17 protein-coding genes are annotated in these 16,010 nt (G+C 36.0%); 11 read left to right on the top strand and 6 right to left on the bottom strand.

Annotated features, from left to right (window positions below):
* The first annotated feature begins 11 nt into the window (after positions 1-11).
* Positions 12-2,204: a response regulator gene (locus tag HX109_RS09115; RefSeq protein WP_178951290.1), complete on the top strand. Its 2,193-nt coding sequence runs from the start codon at positions 12-14 to the stop codon at positions 2,202-2,204.
* On the opposite strand, the gene lpxK is transcribed toward HX109_RS09115, so the two are convergent.
* Positions 2,181-3,182 (bottom strand): tetraacyldisaccharide 4'-kinase, encoded by a 1,002-nt coding sequence (gene lpxK / locus HX109_RS09110; RefSeq protein WP_178951288.1) that lies wholly within the window; start codon positions 3,180-3,182, stop codon positions 2,181-2,183. The two genes, HX109_RS09115 and lpxK, sit on opposite strands and share 24 nt — an antisense overlap.
* A gap of 44 nt (positions 3,183-3,226) precedes the next feature.
* Here lpxK and HX109_RS09105 point away from each other — a divergent pair, with 44 nt between their 5' ends.
* The 4 genes from HX109_RS09105 to HX109_RS09090 all read left to right on the top strand — a co-directional run bounded on the left by HX109_RS09105 (position 3,227) and on the right by HX109_RS09090 (position 7,488).
* Entirely contained in the window at positions 3,227-4,321 is a 1,095-nt protein-coding gene (locus HX109_RS09105) for a Nif3-like dinuclear metal center hexameric protein (RefSeq protein WP_178951286.1), read from the top strand.
* A gap of 5 nt (positions 4,322-4,326) precedes the next feature.
* A complete protein-coding gene (locus HX109_RS09100) occupies positions 4,327-5,106 on the top strand; it encodes a zinc ribbon domain-containing protein (protein ID WP_178951284.1) in 780 nt (259 codons plus the stop codon).
* 99 nt (positions 5,107-5,205) lie between these two features.
* Positions 5,206-5,634 carry a DUF4174 domain-containing protein gene (locus HX109_RS09095; protein WP_178951282.1) on the top strand — a complete coding sequence of 143 codons (429 nt, stop codon included), beginning with the start codon at positions 5,206-5,208 and terminating at the stop codon, positions 5,632-5,634.
* Positions 5,635-5,649: 15 nt separating this feature from the next.
* Complete coding sequence (locus HX109_RS09090) at positions 5,650-7,488, top strand: ABC transporter ATP-binding protein (protein ID WP_178951280.1); 1,839 nt, start codon at positions 5,650-5,652, stop codon at positions 7,486-7,488.
* Positions 7,489-7,492: 4 nt separating this feature from the next.
* Here HX109_RS09090 and HX109_RS09085 read toward each other — a convergent pair whose 3' ends face one another.
* Both HX109_RS09085 and HX109_RS09080 read right to left on the bottom strand, forming a co-directional pair.
* A complete protein-coding gene (locus HX109_RS09085) occupies positions 7,493-8,143 on the bottom strand; it encodes an NAD(P)-dependent oxidoreductase (RefSeq protein ID WP_178951278.1) in 651 nt (216 codons plus the stop codon).
* Positions 8,144-8,328: 185 nt separating this feature from the next.
* A complete protein-coding gene (locus HX109_RS09080; RefSeq protein WP_178951277.1) occupies positions 8,329-9,672 on the bottom strand; it encodes an FAD-dependent oxidoreductase in 1,344 nt (447 codons plus the stop codon).
* Positions 9,673-9,902: 230 nt separating this feature from the next.
* Between HX109_RS09080 and HX109_RS09075 the strand changes: the two genes are divergently transcribed.
* The 5 genes from HX109_RS09075 (at position 9,903) to HX109_RS09055 (ending at position 13,333) form a co-directional block, all read left to right on the top strand.
* Positions 9,903-11,021, top strand: a complete 1,119-nt coding sequence (locus HX109_RS09075) for an alkene reductase (RefSeq protein WP_178951275.1) — start codon at positions 9,903-9,905, stop codon at positions 11,019-11,021.
* Positions 11,022-11,071: 50 nt separating this feature from the next.
* Complete coding sequence (locus HX109_RS09070; RefSeq protein ID WP_178951273.1) at positions 11,072-11,314, top strand: hypothetical protein; 243 nt, start codon at positions 11,072-11,074, stop codon at positions 11,312-11,314.
* A gap of 310 nt (positions 11,315-11,624) precedes the next feature.
* The gene (locus tag HX109_RS09065) at positions 11,625-11,783 is read left to right on the top strand and encodes a lmo0937 family membrane protein (RefSeq protein ID WP_178951271.1); all 159 of its coding nucleotides are present in this window, start codon (positions 11,625-11,627) and stop codon (positions 11,781-11,783) included.
* Between the two features lie 205 nt (positions 11,784-11,988).
* On the top strand, positions 11,989-12,573 hold the full coding sequence (locus tag HX109_RS09060; protein WP_178951269.1) for a Crp/Fnr family transcriptional regulator: 585 nt from the start codon (positions 11,989-11,991) through the stop codon (positions 12,571-12,573).
* 91 nt (positions 12,574-12,664) lie between these two features.
* On the top strand, positions 12,665-13,333 hold the full coding sequence (locus tag HX109_RS09055) for a hypothetical protein (protein ID WP_178951267.1): 669 nt from the start codon (positions 12,665-12,667) through the stop codon (positions 13,331-13,333).
* On the opposite strand, the gene HX109_RS16240 is transcribed toward HX109_RS09055, so the two are convergent.
* Both HX109_RS16240 and HX109_RS16235 read right to left on the bottom strand, forming a co-directional pair.
* Positions 13,330-13,857, bottom strand: a complete 528-nt coding sequence (locus HX109_RS16240) for an MFS transporter (RefSeq protein ID WP_220399456.1) — start codon at positions 13,855-13,857, stop codon at positions 13,330-13,332. The genes HX109_RS09055 and HX109_RS16240 overlap by 4 nt on opposite strands.
* Before the next feature lie 12 nt (positions 13,858-13,869).
* The gene (locus tag HX109_RS16235; protein WP_220399455.1) at positions 13,870-14,463 is read right to left on the bottom strand and encodes an MFS transporter; all 594 of its coding nucleotides are present in this window, start codon (positions 14,461-14,463) and stop codon (positions 13,870-13,872) included.
* Positions 14,464-14,575: 112 nt separating this feature from the next.
* On the opposite strand from HX109_RS16235, the gene HX109_RS09045 reads away from it, so the two are divergent.
* Positions 14,576-15,286: a pirin family protein gene (locus HX109_RS09045; RefSeq protein ID WP_178951265.1), complete on the top strand. Its 711-nt coding sequence runs from the start codon at positions 14,576-14,578 to the stop codon at positions 15,284-15,286.
* A gap of 87 nt (positions 15,287-15,373) precedes the next feature.
* Here the strand turns inward: HX109_RS09045 and HX109_RS09040 are convergent, their stop codons facing one another.
* Positions 15,374-16,009, bottom strand: a complete 636-nt coding sequence (locus HX109_RS09040; protein ID WP_178951264.1) for a hypothetical protein — start codon at positions 16,007-16,009, stop codon at positions 15,374-15,376.
* Position 16,010: the final 1 nt, after the last annotated feature.

Here is a 16,010-nt window from a genome sequence, read left to right as displayed (position 1 = left end):
TTAATATAATTATGCGTTTTGTTGTCCTCATAATCTTCTTAACCTTGTGCCCTATCTCCATAGGGGCCCAACAAAACACGGCCTATAGGGACAGTATAGAGTCTATTACCAAAAAGATTTACAAAAATAAAAATAACGGAAATTATGAGTTGGCACTTTCCGAAATCGAGAAAGGTTTAAAAATTGCGAGCTCTATAAATGCTTATGAATCTATTGTAGACTTCTACAACCTTTCTGCGCGGCTTAACATTCAGTATAAAAAACCTGTAAATCCAGAGATATACCTTCATGAAGCCAGGGAAGTTTTAAGTCTTTATAAATACAACAACGGCAAGGCACTAACAGCCATTCTACAAGCGTATATAAGCGCCAAAAATAAAAGAAACAGCATTGCCGAAGGATATATAAATGAGGCTTTTGAAGCCGTAGACTATAAAGATAAAAGTCTATTGAACACTATTTTATACTACCAAGGACTTACCTATTTCGAATTGGGCAAAAGCGCCAAAGCGAAGTCCATTTTTCAAAAAATGATCCCTCCAGAACATAAATACGAACAACAATTCCTTTCTGCAGCCACGCAACTTCAATTGGCGAACATCTATATTGACGGGAACAATTACGAAAGTGCCAAAATACTATTGGATAATGTAATGCGTATGGCTGCCCGAAACAAATTTCCAGAAATATTGTTGGGCACCAATTTATTGAAGTATGAAATAGCCAGCGAAAGTAAAGATTTCCATGCGGCACTGTTGTATTACAAAAAGGCAGACAGCATAAAATTAAAATATTTTAACCCAGAGATTTTAAGGGCTCAAAATGAGGCTGCCTATACCAACGAAGCACAGTTTTTAAATGATGTAATCGCCAGGATGAGTCAAGATGAGATTGAACAACAGCAAAAGGTAAATATTTCCAAACTTACTTCTGTGCTTAGTTCTGCCTTATTAATTATCATTTCACTACTAACTATTTCCCTTTACCGCAACAATCAAATTAAATTTAAAACCAACGATTTATTACTTAAAAAGAATAGGGAATTACAAACGGCCAAGGATAAGGCGGAAAAGGCCATGCGTGCCAAAGGGCAGTTCCTTTCTACAGTAAGCCACGAACTTAGAACACCGCTCTACGCCGTTACTGGCTTAACCCATTTACTTCTCGAGGAAGACCCAAAGGAGAGCCAGAAAGAACACTTAAAATCCCTTAAGTTCTCTGGAGAATACTTGTTGGATTTTATTAACGACATCCTTCAAATAAACAAAATAGACGCCAATAAACTCATTGCAGAAAACTTAATTTTCGACCTTCAAAAAACCTTGGAGGATGTGGTGTATTCTTTAAAGCAAACAGCCAAAGAAAACAAAAATACCATTATTCTCGACATTGATAAAAACACCCCTAAAAAACTGGTTGGGGACCCTTTAAAACTATCTCAAATCCTTATCAATTTAGTAGGAAATGCCTTGAAATTTACAGAAAACGGAAAGGTTATTGTGCATACTAAACTATTAAGCGCTACGGAAGATACCTATAAGATTCATTTTGAAGTTAATGATGAAGGGATTGGAATTTCTGAAGATATGCAAAAAAATATATTCGAAAGTTTCTCCCAAGGGTCTATCCAAATCAACCGAAAATATGGCGGTACCGGTTTAGGCCTTACGATTGTAAAAAGCCTGTTGAGTTTATTTAATAGTGATATCCAGGTTAAAAGTGAAATCGGCATGGGAAGTTCTTTCTTTTTCGATTTGGAATTTAAGGCGCCAGATCCAGCCGAAATAGAACAAGAAGAGGAAGAAGAATTGGAAGAAGCCGTTTTAAAGGATCTCTACTTTTTAGTTGTTGAAGACAATAAGATAAACCAAGTGATCACCAAAAAAATGCTGGCAAAGAAAGGAGTGAATTGCGATGTGGCAGATAACGGGTATGAGGCAATAGAGCTTGCCAAACAGAATAATTACGACCTTATTTTAATGGATATCCACATGCCCGGCATCAGTGGTTTGAAAGCTACCGAAGAAATAAGAACTTTTAACACCACCATTCCAATAATTGCTTTAACCGCACTAACGCTCGATGAAAGCACAGACGATTTCTTTAGCTCGGGTTGCAACGATATTATTACCAAGCCGTTTAAACCAGACCTTTTCTACAAAATAATCGGAAATGCCATTTCAAGAACAGGCAGCAAAGTTTAAAACTTCCGTTTTAAAAGTATCTTCTTCAGAAATAAAAGAAACCTCAATAGGAAGGTAAAAAACATTATTCAGTTTATTTTCCAATCTTACGTAGTCCTTTTCCGTAGTTAAAATAAGCTCCTTTTGTTTTAGTTCTTCTATTTCTGAAGGTGAAAAATTATGATGGTCGGCATACTGCTTATGATCAAACTGAAGTCCGATACTTTCTAAATAATTTAAAAAAGGCTCCGGATGCGCTATTCCAGTAACCACCGTAATAGATCTCCCTTGAAGGTTTTGCAATGAAAACTTTTCTGAATTGGCATAGGCGTGCTCCTTATAGACAATGGTGGCAAAGAATACTTTTTGATGCGAACACGGATTCAATCTCTCGATAATCTCATCTCTTTCCTGTACCGACAATTTTGGTGGACATTTCGTGACTACAATTATTTCGGCCCGCTTCGCTTGCGATTTTAAATCCCGTAAATTCCCTGCTGGCAACAAAAGATCGTTCACATACAAATCGTTGTACATGGTTAGCAGTATATTTAATCCAGCCTTGACTTTTCGATGCTGAAAAGCATCATCCAAAATCACAACCTCCGGATGTACCATTTGTTTTAAAGAAGAGATTCCATGTCTACGATCTTCATCTACCGCCACATGTACTTCTTTTAATTTTTTATGATATTGAAATGGCTCATCGCCAATACTTTCAGCAGAAGCATTTTCATCTGACAAGATAAATCCGCTCGTGACCCGCTTGTATCCACGGCTTAAAATTGCTGTGTTATGGTGAGAGGACAGTAATTGCGCAATATATTCTGTCATAGGGGTCTTACCAGTACCGCCTACACTCAAGTTCCCAATACAAATAACCGGAAAATCGTAACTTACAGATTTGAAAAATTGAATATCAAACAAGTAGTTCCTTATAAATATAACCACTCCATATATCCAAGAAAGTGGTAAGAGCAATTTTCTCCATCTTCGCATAAAGGCGAAATTAGAATATTTTATCTTTGAAAAAAAATGATCGTATGCTTATTCAAGAAGTAATTAATGCCATTGAGGAAATAGCCCCTTTAAATTATGCGGAAGATTTTGACAATGTTGGTTTATTGGTTGGGGACAAAAATCTAGAAGCTACTGGTGTTTTAGTTTGTTTGGATACCTTAGAAGAAGTGGTTGAAGAAGCCATTAAAAAAAACTGCAACCTAATTGTAAGCTTCCATCCCATCATTTTTGGCGGTTTAAAAAAAATTACGGGCAAAAACTATGTAGAACGCGTTGTTTTAAAAGCCATTAAAAACAATATTGCCATTTACGCTACCCATACCGCTTTAGATAACAGTATTGTAGGGGTAAATGACAAAATTTGTGAGGTTCTCGAACTTCAAAACAGACAAATATTGATTCCGCAGAAAAATACCATTAAAAAACTGCTCACATTTGTACCAACCCAAGATGCCGATAAAGTGCGGAATGCACTTTTTGAAGTAGGCGGAGGGTCGATAGGAAATTACGACCATTGCAGCTTTAATGTTCAGGGTAAAGGAAGTTTTAAAGGTAATGAAGACTCCAATCCTGTAATTGGAGAAAAAGGGGTTACGCATTTTGAAGAAGAAACCCAAATAGGAATTACATTTGCTAGACATCTGGAAGGAAAAATTTTAAATACCCTATTTGCGGCGCATCCCTACGAAGAAGTTGCTTATGAAATAACCACCCTGGAAAATACCAATCAACATATTGGAATTGGGATGATTGGAGAGCTGGAAACTGCTCAAAATCCGCTGGATTTTCTTAAATTCGTAAAAGAACGAATGCAAACCGGATGCGTAAGACACTCAAAATTAATTGATAAAAAAGTGAAAAAAGTGGCAGTGCTCGGCGGTAGTGGGGCGTTTGCCATTCCAAATGCAATAGCTTCTGGAGCCGATGTTTATATAACGGGGGATGTAAAGTATCACGACTTTTATAAAGCTGAAAACAAGATGATTATAGCTGATATTGGCCATTATGAAACAGAACAATTCACAAAAAATCTTTTAGTTGAGTTTCTTACAAAAAAATTCACTAATTTTGCAGTCGTTTTATCAGTTTGTAATACAAATCCCGTCAAGTATTTATAAAAAATATGGCAAAGAAAACAGAAGCAACAGTAGAAGAAAAATTAAGAACCTTATACGATTTGCAACTTATAGATTCTCGAATAGATGAAATAAGAAATGTGCGTGGTGAACTACCTTTAGAGGTGGAAGATTTAGAAGATGAAGTAGAAGGTCTTAGAACACGTTTGGATAAACTCAACGGGAACCTTGATGAAATCACGCAAGAGATTTCCAATAAGAAAAACCTTATCGAGGAGTCTAAAAATTCTATAAAGAAATATACAGAGCAACAAAAAAATGTTCGTAACAACAGGGAATTTAACTCACTTTCTAAAGAAATTGAATTCCAAGAGTTGGAAATAGAATTGGCAGAAAAGCATATAAAAGAATTTAAAGTTCAAATCGAACAGAAAAAAGAAGTTATAGCGCAAACCAAAGAGCGTTTGGCCGAAAGGGAAAACCACCTTAAACACAAAAAAGGAGAGCTTGACGATATCCTTAAAGAAACAGAAAAAGAAGAAAAAACATTAATGGACAAAAGTCTTTCTTACGAAGATCTTATCGAGCCTAGACTTCTTTCTGCTTATAAAAGAATTCGCGAAAGCGTTAAAAACGGCTTGGCTGTAGTGGCTATTGAACGTGGCGCTTCTGGAGGTTCTTTCTTTACAATTCCTCCACAGGTACAAATGGAGATTGCTTCACGTAAAAAAATTATTACAGACGAGCACAGTGGAAGAATCTTGGTAGACCCTGCCCTTGCGGAAGAAGAAAAACAAAAAATGGAAGATCTTTTTGCTTCCATCTAATAATATTTATTTTTAATTCAAGCCTCGCATTCGCGGGGCTTTTTTTATTCCTATAATTAATATAATATCCATAATTGTAGTATATTAAGATAAAAAGCCATGAAAAACACTATTGTAATATTCCTAATGCTAGTTGTGGTTGGTTTTCACGCAAAATCTCAAAATATGGATCTAACAGATTTAAAATGGAAGAATAGAATTGTAGTTGTTAAATACAATAATCCTATTGAGGTGAAAAATGCAGAGCAAACCCAATTGTTCTTAAAAAACGACCAGGAAAATAAAGATCGTGATTTGCTTATTTTTTCCATTGATCCAGAAAAAGCATATATGGGTGAGCAAAAAACATCCCAAAAACCAGAACAATTCTGGGAACAACTCCACTTAAAACAAGATTTTGAAGGAGTAATTTTAATTGGTAAAGATGGTGGCATCAAACTAAAAAAAGAATTTTTAGTACAGCCGGAAGAGGTGTATGCCCTTATCGATACCATGCCCATGAGAAAACGAGAAATGGATAATAACTAATTCCCCTACACACTATTGGCCAGAAGATTAAATTCCATAAAAGACAAAAAGAAGAAAAAAACTTCCATCCGAGACTCCTTTGCGGCATTTAAATACATTCCACGTTTTTCCACAGAAATATGGAAAGCACATAAGGTTATGTATTTAATAAACAGCATCTCAAGAATAATCAACGCATTTACCCCTGTAGCATTGCTTTGGGTTGGAAAACTTATTATAGATGAAATCATTTTTCAAATAAGTGCTACCAACAAAGATTATTCTCTACTTTGGAAATATATCGCTTTAGAGCTTTTTATCGCATTAATTTCCGATCTCATAAGCAGGGTTATTACCCTTACCGATAGTCTCCTCGGAGATTTATATGCCAATAAATCTTCCGTCACTATCATAAAAAAAACCAACGAAATCGGCATAAGTCAGCTTGAAGATCCAGAGTTTTACGATAAACTGGAAAGGGCCCGCACACAAACCACGAGTAGGGTTAATCTTATGTCTAACATTCTTACGCAAGTACAAAGTTTAATAAGTATTGCATCCCTAATTTTCGGACTCATTTATTTCGAGCCTATTCTAATTATCATCCTAGTTCTTAGCATTGTTCCTTCTTTTATAAATGAATTAAAATTTAGTTCCGAAAGTTATTCCCTGGCACGAAGTTGGACGGCAGAACGCCGCGAACTCGATTACCTGCGTTATGTTGGAGCAAACGACAAAACGGCGAAAGAAATTAAGCTATTCGGACTCACAAATTTTGTTGCAGATCGATTTAAACTACTTTCGGATGAATACTACCAACTCAACAAAAAACTAGCTGTAAAAAAGAGCAGTTATGGGGCACTATTCAATTTATTGGGAGTCCTTTCTTACTATGCCGCTTATATTTTAATTATTTACAGGGTTTTAACAGGTGTTATTACCATCGGGGAGCTTACATTTTTAAGCGGCTCTTTTAACCGATTGCGTAATAGCCTTCAGGGATTCTTTTCCCGCTTTACCCGAATCTCTCAAAGCGCACTTTACCTTAAAGATTATTTCGATTTTATAGATCTAGAAATTGTAAAAGACGATTCTAAAGACCTACCAATCCCGAAAACGATTAAAGAAGGGTTTGTACTGGAAAACGTTTCCTTTAAATATCCGGGTAACAGGGATTTTGTTTTAAAAGAGATTTCCTTTCAGTTAAAAGCAGGGGAAAAAATGGCCTTTGTCGGGCAAAACGGAGCTGGAAAAACAACGTTGATAAAGCTTTTTCTTCGTTTTTACGAACCTACTTCGGGAACTATTTATTTAGACGGAATAGATATTAGAAAATTTAATAAGGAGGAATATCAAAAAGTATTCGGGGTTATTTTTCAGGATTTCTTTAAGTATGAATTCACTCTGAAGGAAAATATTGCCGTGGGTAAAATTGACGAAATTGATAATTTAAGCCGCATTGAAAAAGCAGCGCATCAAAGTTTAGCTTCCGAAGTAGTAAGCGAATTTAAAAATGGATACGAGCAACAACTTGGAAAACGGTTTAAAAAAGGTCAAGAATTATCTGGCGGGCAATGGCAAAAAATAGCGCTGGCAAGGGCTTATATGAAAGATGCCGATGTATTAATTCTCGATGAACCTACCTCTGCCCTTGATGCGAAAGCAGAATACGAAGTTTTTGATCGTTTTATCGGGTTAACTAAAGGAAAAACCAGCATTATTATCTCCCATAGATTTTCTACGGTACGCATGGCAGATAGAATTCTGGTTTTAAAAGATGGTAAAATTCTTGAAATTGGCACTCATGAAGCTTTAATGAAAAACAATGATTTGTATGCCGAGTTGTTTTCCTTACAAGCCTCTGGTTACCAGTAAAAAATTAATCTTTATCGCTCACCGCACAAAGGGTAACGGCCTTCTGAAGATAGGCAGGATTGTCTAAATTTTTAATGATAAAATCGGCTACATTTACCCGGGAAATGCTTGTGGTTGCAACTCTTCCATTTTCTAGAATCATGTATTTTTCCGCGCTATCTGGAGGGGTATCCCTTAACCCAACAGGCCTAACAATGGTGAAAGGCAAAGAACTTTCCCTAACTATATTTTCTTGATTTTTATGATCGAGTATTTGACCCTTTAAAATAGTATTTACAAATGTTTTACTGAAAAAACCTAGTTGATTGATGCTTTCGTTAGTACCTGCGGAACTCACCACCCAAATACGGGTAGATGCATTTTTTTGCTCGAGGGACTTTACCACATTTTTGGTAATGTCTCCCCGCACTGTAGAACATTTTAGAGAATCTGCGCCAACGACTAAGACCAAGCTGTCGTAACTGTTATGGTAGATAAGGTTTTGTATTGCGGTAGCATCCAACGCATCGCCACGAACTATTTTAACGCCTGTTTGCGGGCGGTATAGTTTTTCTGGAGATCTCACAAAAACCGTAACATGGTGCCCTTCATTAAGTGCCAACCTCACCACATGACGGCCCGTTCTACCTGTTGCACCTATTACTAAAACATTCATTATTAAATTTATTTAATGGTTGCTAGACAATTTACTGCATTAAATACAGTTTCCTCCCCAAGTTAAGGAAAATAGCATCATTTAATTGCGGTTTTAATACTATTTTTAACACTATTGAATTCAGGAATTAGTATTGGAAAATCATTGCTAAAAGTTTACAATCGGGAGCTAAAAACATTTACCGATTATTTGGAAAGTTTTTCAAGGATTTTGTTTTCTACTTCTTCACTATCCCACTTCTCGTGAATGTTTTCCATAGCCATAACCTCATCCATAATCTTTTTTTGAAAATCACCAATTTCCAGTGCTTCTTTGTAAGGGTTATTGGAAAAGGTTACACGGCTGTATAGTGGAACCCATCGGTCAGGGTATTTATTGGAAAAGTGCTTTTCTATTTTCTTCCGAAGTAAAAAGTTTTCATCAGCTGTTTTAGAACTCATTTCCATAAAGTTTCGATAGCTCAATTCGGCAATGGCATCTGCATTGGGCTTACGGCTTTTTTCATATTCAGAAAAAATGCGTTCCCAATCGTCGCCATACATTTCCATAAACTCGCTTAACACAGTAATATCTTCAAAACCTGCATTCATCCCTTGGCCATAAAACGGAACAATCGCATGGGCGGCATCTCCAATTAAAGCAACTTTATTCCAATACGTCCAAGGCTCACATTTTACAGTTACCAAAAAGCTGGTGGGGTTCTTAAAGAAATCTTTTATAAGGTTGGGAATGTCTTCCATCACATTTTCAAAATGAGCGGTAAAAAATTCTTCAACCTTGGCTTCCGTATTTAAACTCTCAAAAGAATTTTCACCTTCAAAAGGCATAAAAAGAGTACAGGTAAAACTTCCGTCCAAATTGGGCAGAGCAATAAGCATGAACTCGCCGCGTGGCCAAATATGTAATGAATTTTTGTTGAGTTTATGCGTACCGTCTTCATTGGGAGGAATGCTCAATTCCTTATATCCTGTATTTAAAAAATGCTGACTGTAGTTAAACATACTGCGTCGCTGCATTTTATGGCGAATACGGGAAAAAGCACCGTCTGCTCCAAATACCATGTCGTATTGATGCGCTTCCCACTCCCCTTTTTCGGTTTCCCCAGTATATAAAATGGCTTCTGGAAGCGAAACGTCCCAAACTTTTGTATTGAAAATAAAATTTACGCCCGCATCTTCGGCCAAGTCGATCATCCTTTTATTCAATATCCCTCTGGAAATAGAATAAATAGCCTCCCCTTCGTTGCCATAATGCTGAAAATACATTGGTTTCCCTTTGGTATGAATTGCCCTTTTATCCATCGCAATGGCGATTTGCTTAATGGGCTCTGCCATCCCGATGTTCTCCAACGCCTTCCAGCCACGTGTAGACATTGCTAAATTGATGGAACGACCAGAAAACTCCATAGTCCTAATATCCGGTCGCCTATCGAACACATCAACCTGGTGTCCTTTTTTCCTTAAATAAATAGCTAATAAACTTCCTACGAGACCGCTACCGGTAATCGCAATTTTTTTGGGCGTTTGCATGAAATTCGAAAATAAAAGTCCCGCTTATGCGGGATATACTACAAAGTTAACAATTTATATGGTTTTATTAACTTATGTTAATTATATCGCACTTTATCTATAACTATCTTTGATAGTAACTACTCATTTGTATACAAAATGAGGGTTAGAATATAAAATTACGTTTCGAAATTACTTTTGAAACATGCTAAACCTTACGTTGTAAGTAAAACAAAAAAAATTAAAATACTATGAAATCGAATCAACCCTTATTAGAAAGTTATAATTTAGGAAGTATCACCTTGCAAAACCGAGTGATTATGGCTCCTATGACACGTTCTAGAGCGGATAATCCAGAGAAAGCACCTACCGATCTTCATGCAGAATATTATAGACAAAGATCCGGAGCCGGACTTATAATTACTGAAGGTACTCAAGTGTCTAAAGAAGGTGTAGGATATATTAACACACCAGGAATTCATTCCAAAGCACAAGTAGAAGGTTGGAAAAAAGTGACCAAAGCCGTACATGAAGAAAACGGAAAGATATTTGCCCAGCTCTGGCATGTAGGAAGAATGTCTCACCCCTATTTTCACGATGGCGGGTTACCATTGGCTCCAAGCGCTGTCAATCCGAATGAAAAAGTATACACACCGGATGGTTTTGAGGAAACGGTGACACCAAAAGAAATGACTATAGAAGACATTAAAAGAACTATAGCCGATTTTAAACAAGCGGCTGTAAATGCCAAAGAAGCAGGTTTTGATGGCGTTGAAATACATTCTTCCAACGGATATTTATTCCATCAATTCTTTAATAACAGCTCCAATAAAAGAAAAGACGATTACGGTGGAAGTGTGGTAAATAAAACAAGGTTCTTTTTTGAAGTTTTAGAGGAAGTGAAACAGGTTTTTCCTGAAAATCGCATTGGCGTTCGCCTGAACCCTTCATTACATGGAGTCTTTGGGATGGAAGCAGATAAAGAAACCATTCCTACTTTTGATTATATCGTTGAAAAGTTAAACGACTATAACCTGGCATACCTCCATTTATCGGAACCATTTACCGATGTAACTGATATACCATTTTTGGTAAGTGAAATTGCACTGCATTACAGACCATTATATAATGGAACGTTAATGATTAATACCAACTTTAACCAAGAAAAGGGAAACGGTATCATTGAAGAAGAGAATGCCGATCTTGTTTCTTTTGGAAAACCATTTATTTCAAATCCAGATTTACCAGAACGCTTCGCTCTAAACGCACCGATAGCTGAGTGGGACGAGGATACTTTTTATGTTCCGGGAGCAAAAGGGTATACGGATTATCCAACTTATAAAGAAAGCTTAAAAAACACTGATAATTAATGATTTGAAAAATATTCCGTATATTAAGGTAATTTTAAAACATTAAAATTATGAGTGAAAATAAATTGGATAGAATGCGTAAAATTCTTTCAAAACTGGAAGATATTAAAAATACGCAGGAAAGTAGTATCGATAAGATTAACCATGTAATTACAGATCTCTTTCAGCATCCAGATGCCAAACTCGAAAAAGTTATGGAAGATGCACACCAAAGAGCATCAGATAATGTAGACATGGTTCGGGAAGCCATTAACGAATACGAAGAGCGTGTTAAAAAGCTCACTCCGGAATAAAAAATTGAAATTTTTAAATTCAAAAGTAGGCATCATCGCCTACTTTTTTTTGCTTTTATTTAACACACAACCTAAAATCCGAATGCAATTTTCAGGCGTATATATAAAACAGAACCACTTAAAATACCGCTCCAAGCGTCTATATATATTTCAATGAACCCTTGCTATTAAGCGAGGGTTTTTCTTTTTACAAATATTTTAAAGCTTTGAGTTAAAAGTTGTTAATGCAAGTGAAACTGAAAGCCTTTTTTTCTATCTTAAGATTACTATTCAACCTCGCCGATAACATCGGTGAACAAAAAACAATATTATGAGAGATTTAATCTGGTTAATTATAGTAATTCTAATCATTGGATGGTTAGTTGGCTATTTTGGGTTTGGAGAAGCTGTTGGAAGTTTAATACATATCTTACTGGTTCTAGCCATTATAGGTATACTTTATAGACTGGCAACAGGGCGCAGACCATAAATTTTTAAAAAAAATTACTTTTGCGTGATCCAAATGTAAAAATGCACCGTATATAAAGTAATCATTACATAGTAGTAGGTATTAGTTTAGGGAAAAAGCCTCTCGTTTTTATATCGAGAGGCTTTTTATTTACACGCATTTTTTAAAATCTTAATTTACTTTTAAACGCTACTTTACTATTGTCCTTATTGCTATTTTTGTAAGTATGCGGGCATCGATTCAGAAACATATCTCAGAACACATTTCATTAACTTCAAAAGAGCAGTCGTACTTTTTTAGCCTTTTAAAGCCAGTAGAGCTCCAAAAAAAAGACATTCTAATTAGTCCTGGAGACCGTGTAGACGATCAATATTTTGTAGTAAAAGGATGTTTAAAAGCTTTTGAAATAGATGCTCAAGGAGACGAACACATTATCCAATTTGCCATTGAAGATTGGTGGATAAGCGACTTCAAGGCTTATTACAATAAAATCCCAGCATCTCTTTATATAGATTGCGTTGAAGATGTAGAGCTTTTAAAAATTTCTAAAGAAGATTTGGAAAACCTGTTTAATAAAGTGCCGAAGTTTAACCGATTTTTCCGGATTAAGCTTACCAATGCCTTTCTTTCCATGCAGGACCGCATTTTATCTGCTTTGGATAAAAATAGCGCCGAGCGGTATCTCGATTTTTTAGCCACTTACCCCAATATAGAACAACGTGTACCCAACTATCAAATAGCCAACTACTTAGGTATAAAACCAGAAAGCTTAAGTAGGCTTCGCCGGAAGTTGACCAAAGAGATTTCGTAGAAGACACGTTAAACGAAAATATAAGAGCCTTAAAGTTGAAAACATCGAATGTTTTAAATTATTTTTACCTTTATAAAAAATCCGCTTTCACATGAAAAACTTAAGCCTACTTGCAATTCTATCACTGGTATTACTAAGCTGTAACAAACAAGAGAAAAAGCAAAAAGACCTCAATCCTTTGGAAGAGATTGCTTACGCCAATGGCTTTGAGAATTGGAACAAGGTAGATGCCATAAAATTTACCTTTAATGTAGATAGGGATACCACGCATTTTGAAAGAAGCTGGGTTTGGAAACCAAAAAAAAATGAAGTAACGGCTACTAAAGATGGGGAATCCATCACCTACGATAGAAACCAAATATTAAGTGACGAAGAGTTGGTAGCTGATAAAAATTTTATAAACGATGTATACTGGTTGTTAGCCCCTTACAAACTGGTTTGGGACACTGGTCTTGAATATGAAGAGCCCACAATGGCTATGGCTCCTATAAGCAAAGATTCCCTGCAAAAACTAACAATTACTTACAGCAACGAAGGAGGTTACACTCCCGGTGATGCATACGATTTTTATTACGATGAAGACCATGAAGTAAAAGAATGGGTTTACCGAGAAGATAACAGCACTTCTAATTGTATGATGACCACCTGGGAAGATTATAAAAATTTTGAAGGACTAAAATTAGCAACCATGCACCAAAATGAAAATGGTGTTTTTAAATTATATTTTACGAATATCAGCGTCACCGCTTCTAAAAATTAATTCCTTTTTTTCCTTAAATAGTAAGTAGTTAAAAATACTGTTATGGCCGCCATTAAAAGTGCCATAAAACTCAATCTCAAGGAGGATAAATCTGCTAGAAAACCTAAAATTACAGGCCCAGAAAGAAAACCGACATAGCTAATTCCCGCTATAAACGAAATACCTTTGGCCGGCTCTACGCCATCCACTTTTCCTGCCAGGCGAAATAGTTCAGGAATAATTACCGAGAAACCTAATCCTACAAACCCAAAGCCTACAAGAGCCAAAGATGTGTTTGCAACTAAAATTAAAGCGTACCCAAAAATAGCTATTCCCACTCCCACATTAATAATTTTTAAAGCTCCGTATTTACTGCTTACGGAATCTCCAAAAAACCTTCCTAAAGTCATAGTAGCAGAAAAAATAGTATAACCCAAACCCATTAAAATGGTGGAAGAAGTAAGAGTCACGGTTTCTAAATAAAGACTACTCCAATCGGCAATGGCTCCTTCACTTGCTAAAATTAAAAATCCTATAACACTCAACCCAAACAGGGGTTATAAATATTTAAGATCGAGACCTCCTGTGCTGGAAGGTGTTCCTTCCACATTCCGGTACCACTTGTACAGCCAAATGTTGGTAAAAAATATAACCCCAATTATAAAGAGCATATGAAGCGCAGGAATTTCAAAATACAATTTTAAAAAACTGCCAATACCAGCACCTATTACGCCTCCTAGGCTAAAAAAACCGTGAGAAGCAGACATAATATTGACTTTGTTTTCTTTTTCTACTTCGGAAACCAACGTGTTCATGACAATATCTGTTAAGCCAGAGGTTACCCCTACTATAAAAAGTGCACCAGCCAGTAAAAAATAAGAAGGCGCTATAAAAGGTAAAATAAACGAAAAAGCATGTAGGGAAATAGCAGAAATCGTTGCTTTTCCCAATCCGAATTTTTTAATAATTATAGGCGCAACGGGAATAAACAATAAAGTCCCCAAAGCGAAGAAAAACAACGCAATCCCTAACTGGCCTTCCGTTATTTGCAATTTTGATTTTATATCTGGAATGTAAATGGCCCATGTACCAAACAAAATATTTAGGGATGCAAATACCCAGGCTGGGGCCAAGTATTTCTTTTGGGTCATTATTAATTTCAGAGAATTCATTCTTAAAATTGAGCTTAGTTTAACTATTGTTTAATGTAAGAAAACTACCTTTAATACGTCTAAAGAGTGAACTAAAAATAAGAAAAAACAAATGAAAACAACGCTTTATAAATCAGATACAAGAGGCCATGCCAATCATGGTTGGCTCAATGCATATCACAGTTTTAGTTTTGCCAATTATTTTGATCCACAGCGCATGAACTTTGGGGTTTTAAGGGTATTGAATGATGATACTATTGCTCCTGGAATGGGTTTCGGCAAGCATCCGCATGATAATATGGAAATTATCACCATTCCGTTATCTGGCGATTTAGAGCACGAAGACAGTATGGGCAATAAAAAAGTTATTAAAGAAGGCGATGTACAATCCATGTCTGCCGGAACAGGGGTAGTACATAGCGAATACAACGCCAACCAAGATAAGGAAGTTAAGTTGCTGCAAATTTGGTTGATGCCCAAGAAACGAAATATTACCCCAGCTTACGATCAAATTAGTCTAAAACTCGAAGACCGCAAGAATAAATTCCAACAAATCGTTTCCCCTAACCCAGATGATGACGGCGTAACCATAAACCAAGATGCGTGGTTCAGTATTACGGAAATGGATGCCGGGAAAGAGTTGAATTATAAACTGCATAATCCTAAAAACGGAGTGTACGCTTTTGTGCTGGAAGGTAATTTATCTATTAACGATGAAAGCTTAGACCGAAGGGATGCGATAGGCATCCGCGAAGTGGATGATTTAAAAATTAATGCTGACAGCGATAGTAAATTACTATTGATGGAAGTTCCTATGGCTTAGAAAAAACATTCATTTTATCAATTTAGAAAGTGGGATTTGGTTTTCTTTTAAATCTCACTTTTTTATTTGATTTACTTGGATAAAGCTTTAAGTCGTTTCAATGGCCACTCTTGGAGTAGGATCATTTTCTTTTATTCTAATTCTGCATTTTTTTTCAACATCAAAAGCATTCCTTATTCCCGATAAATACATAATGTCTGGCACAAATTTATCTGATCCTTTATCTCTACTTTTCATTTTACCGGTTCGAAGTTCTAATTCTAAATCGCCTAAAGTTCTGTTGGATTTTATCTCGATATTCCCAGAAAATTGTTCCCAATCCTTTACAATAAATTTACCCCTTCTATATTTTATAAACCGAGTTTCTGTACCCACAAAATATCCGCCTCTTTGAAACAACATAAACATTCCAGAGAAAAATGTTATGAGACCTACAACAACAAATAAACCAATAATTAATGTTGGAACAAGTACAGGTTCCCAATTTTCCAAACTCCCACTGGTTGGAACATCGTTACTTTTAAAATGCACTTCTTCTCCTTTAAAAAGGGGCCATATAAAAGCTACAACAAAAACGCTAACTAGAGCATTCCATAAAAGTGAAAAAACTAGAACAGATACTGCCTTTTTCTTTGGATAGTTACGACGACTTTTAACAAAGAAATCGGTTTTTTCATTATCGACCATTCTTTTTAATGCTATTGGCATACCAGTTGAATTCATA

This window comes from Galbibacter sp. BG1 (genome assembly GCF_013391805.1).
Classification (GTDB): domain Bacteria; phylum Bacteroidota; class Bacteroidia; order Flavobacteriales; family Flavobacteriaceae; genus Galbibacter.
This window is presented reverse-complemented; position numbering and strand designations above follow the sequence as displayed.

Bases quoted from the DNA above. Each gene is read 5' to 3' on its own strand.
- HX109_RS09115 (WP_178951290.1), top strand. From the start codon at position 12: ATGCGTTTTGTTGTCCTCATAATCTTCTTAACCTTGTGCCCTATCTCC.
- lpxK (WP_178951288.1), bottom strand. From the start codon at position 3,182: ATGCGAAGATGGAGAAAATTGCTCTTACCACTTTCTTGGATATATGGA.
- HX109_RS09105 (WP_178951286.1), top strand. From the start codon at position 3,227: ATGCTTATTCAAGAAGTAATTAATGCCATTGAGGAAATAGCCCCTTTA.
- HX109_RS09100 (WP_178951284.1), top strand. From the start codon at position 4,327: ATGGCAAAGAAAACAGAAGCAACAGTAGAAGAAAAATTAAGAACCTTA.
- HX109_RS09095 (WP_178951282.1), top strand. From the start codon at position 5,206: ATGAAAAACACTATTGTAATATTCCTAATGCTAGTTGTGGTTGGTTTT.
- HX109_RS09085 (WP_178951278.1), bottom strand. From the start codon at position 8,143: ATGAATGTTTTAGTAATAGGTGCAACAGGTAGAACGGGCCGTCATGTG.
- HX109_RS09080 (WP_178951277.1), bottom strand. From the start codon at position 9,672: ATGCAAACGCCCAAAAAAATTGCGATTACCGGTAGCGGTCTCGTAGGA.
- HX109_RS09075 (WP_178951275.1), top strand. From the start codon at position 9,903: ATGAAATCGAATCAACCCTTATTAGAAAGTTATAATTTAGGAAGTATC.
- HX109_RS09070 (WP_178951273.1), top strand. From the start codon at position 11,072: ATGAGTGAAAATAAATTGGATAGAATGCGTAAAATTCTTTCAAAACTG.
- HX109_RS09065 (WP_178951271.1), top strand. From the start codon at position 11,625: ATGAGAGATTTAATCTGGTTAATTATAGTAATTCTAATCATTGGATGG.
- HX109_RS09060 (WP_178951269.1), top strand. From the start codon at position 11,989: ATGCGGGCATCGATTCAGAAACATATCTCAGAACACATTTCATTAACT.
- HX109_RS09055 (WP_178951267.1), top strand. From the start codon at position 12,665: ATGAAAAACTTAAGCCTACTTGCAATTCTATCACTGGTATTACTAAGC.
- HX109_RS16235 (WP_220399455.1), bottom strand. From the start codon at position 14,463: ATGACCCAAAAGAAATACTTGGCCCCAGCCTGGGTATTTGCATCCCTA.
- HX109_RS09045 (WP_178951265.1), top strand. From the start codon at position 14,576: ATGAAAACAACGCTTTATAAATCAGATACAAGAGGCCATGCCAATCAT.
- HX109_RS09040 (WP_178951264.1), bottom strand. From the start codon at position 16,009: ATGAATTCAACTGGTATGCCAATAGCATTAAAAAGAATGGTCGATAAT.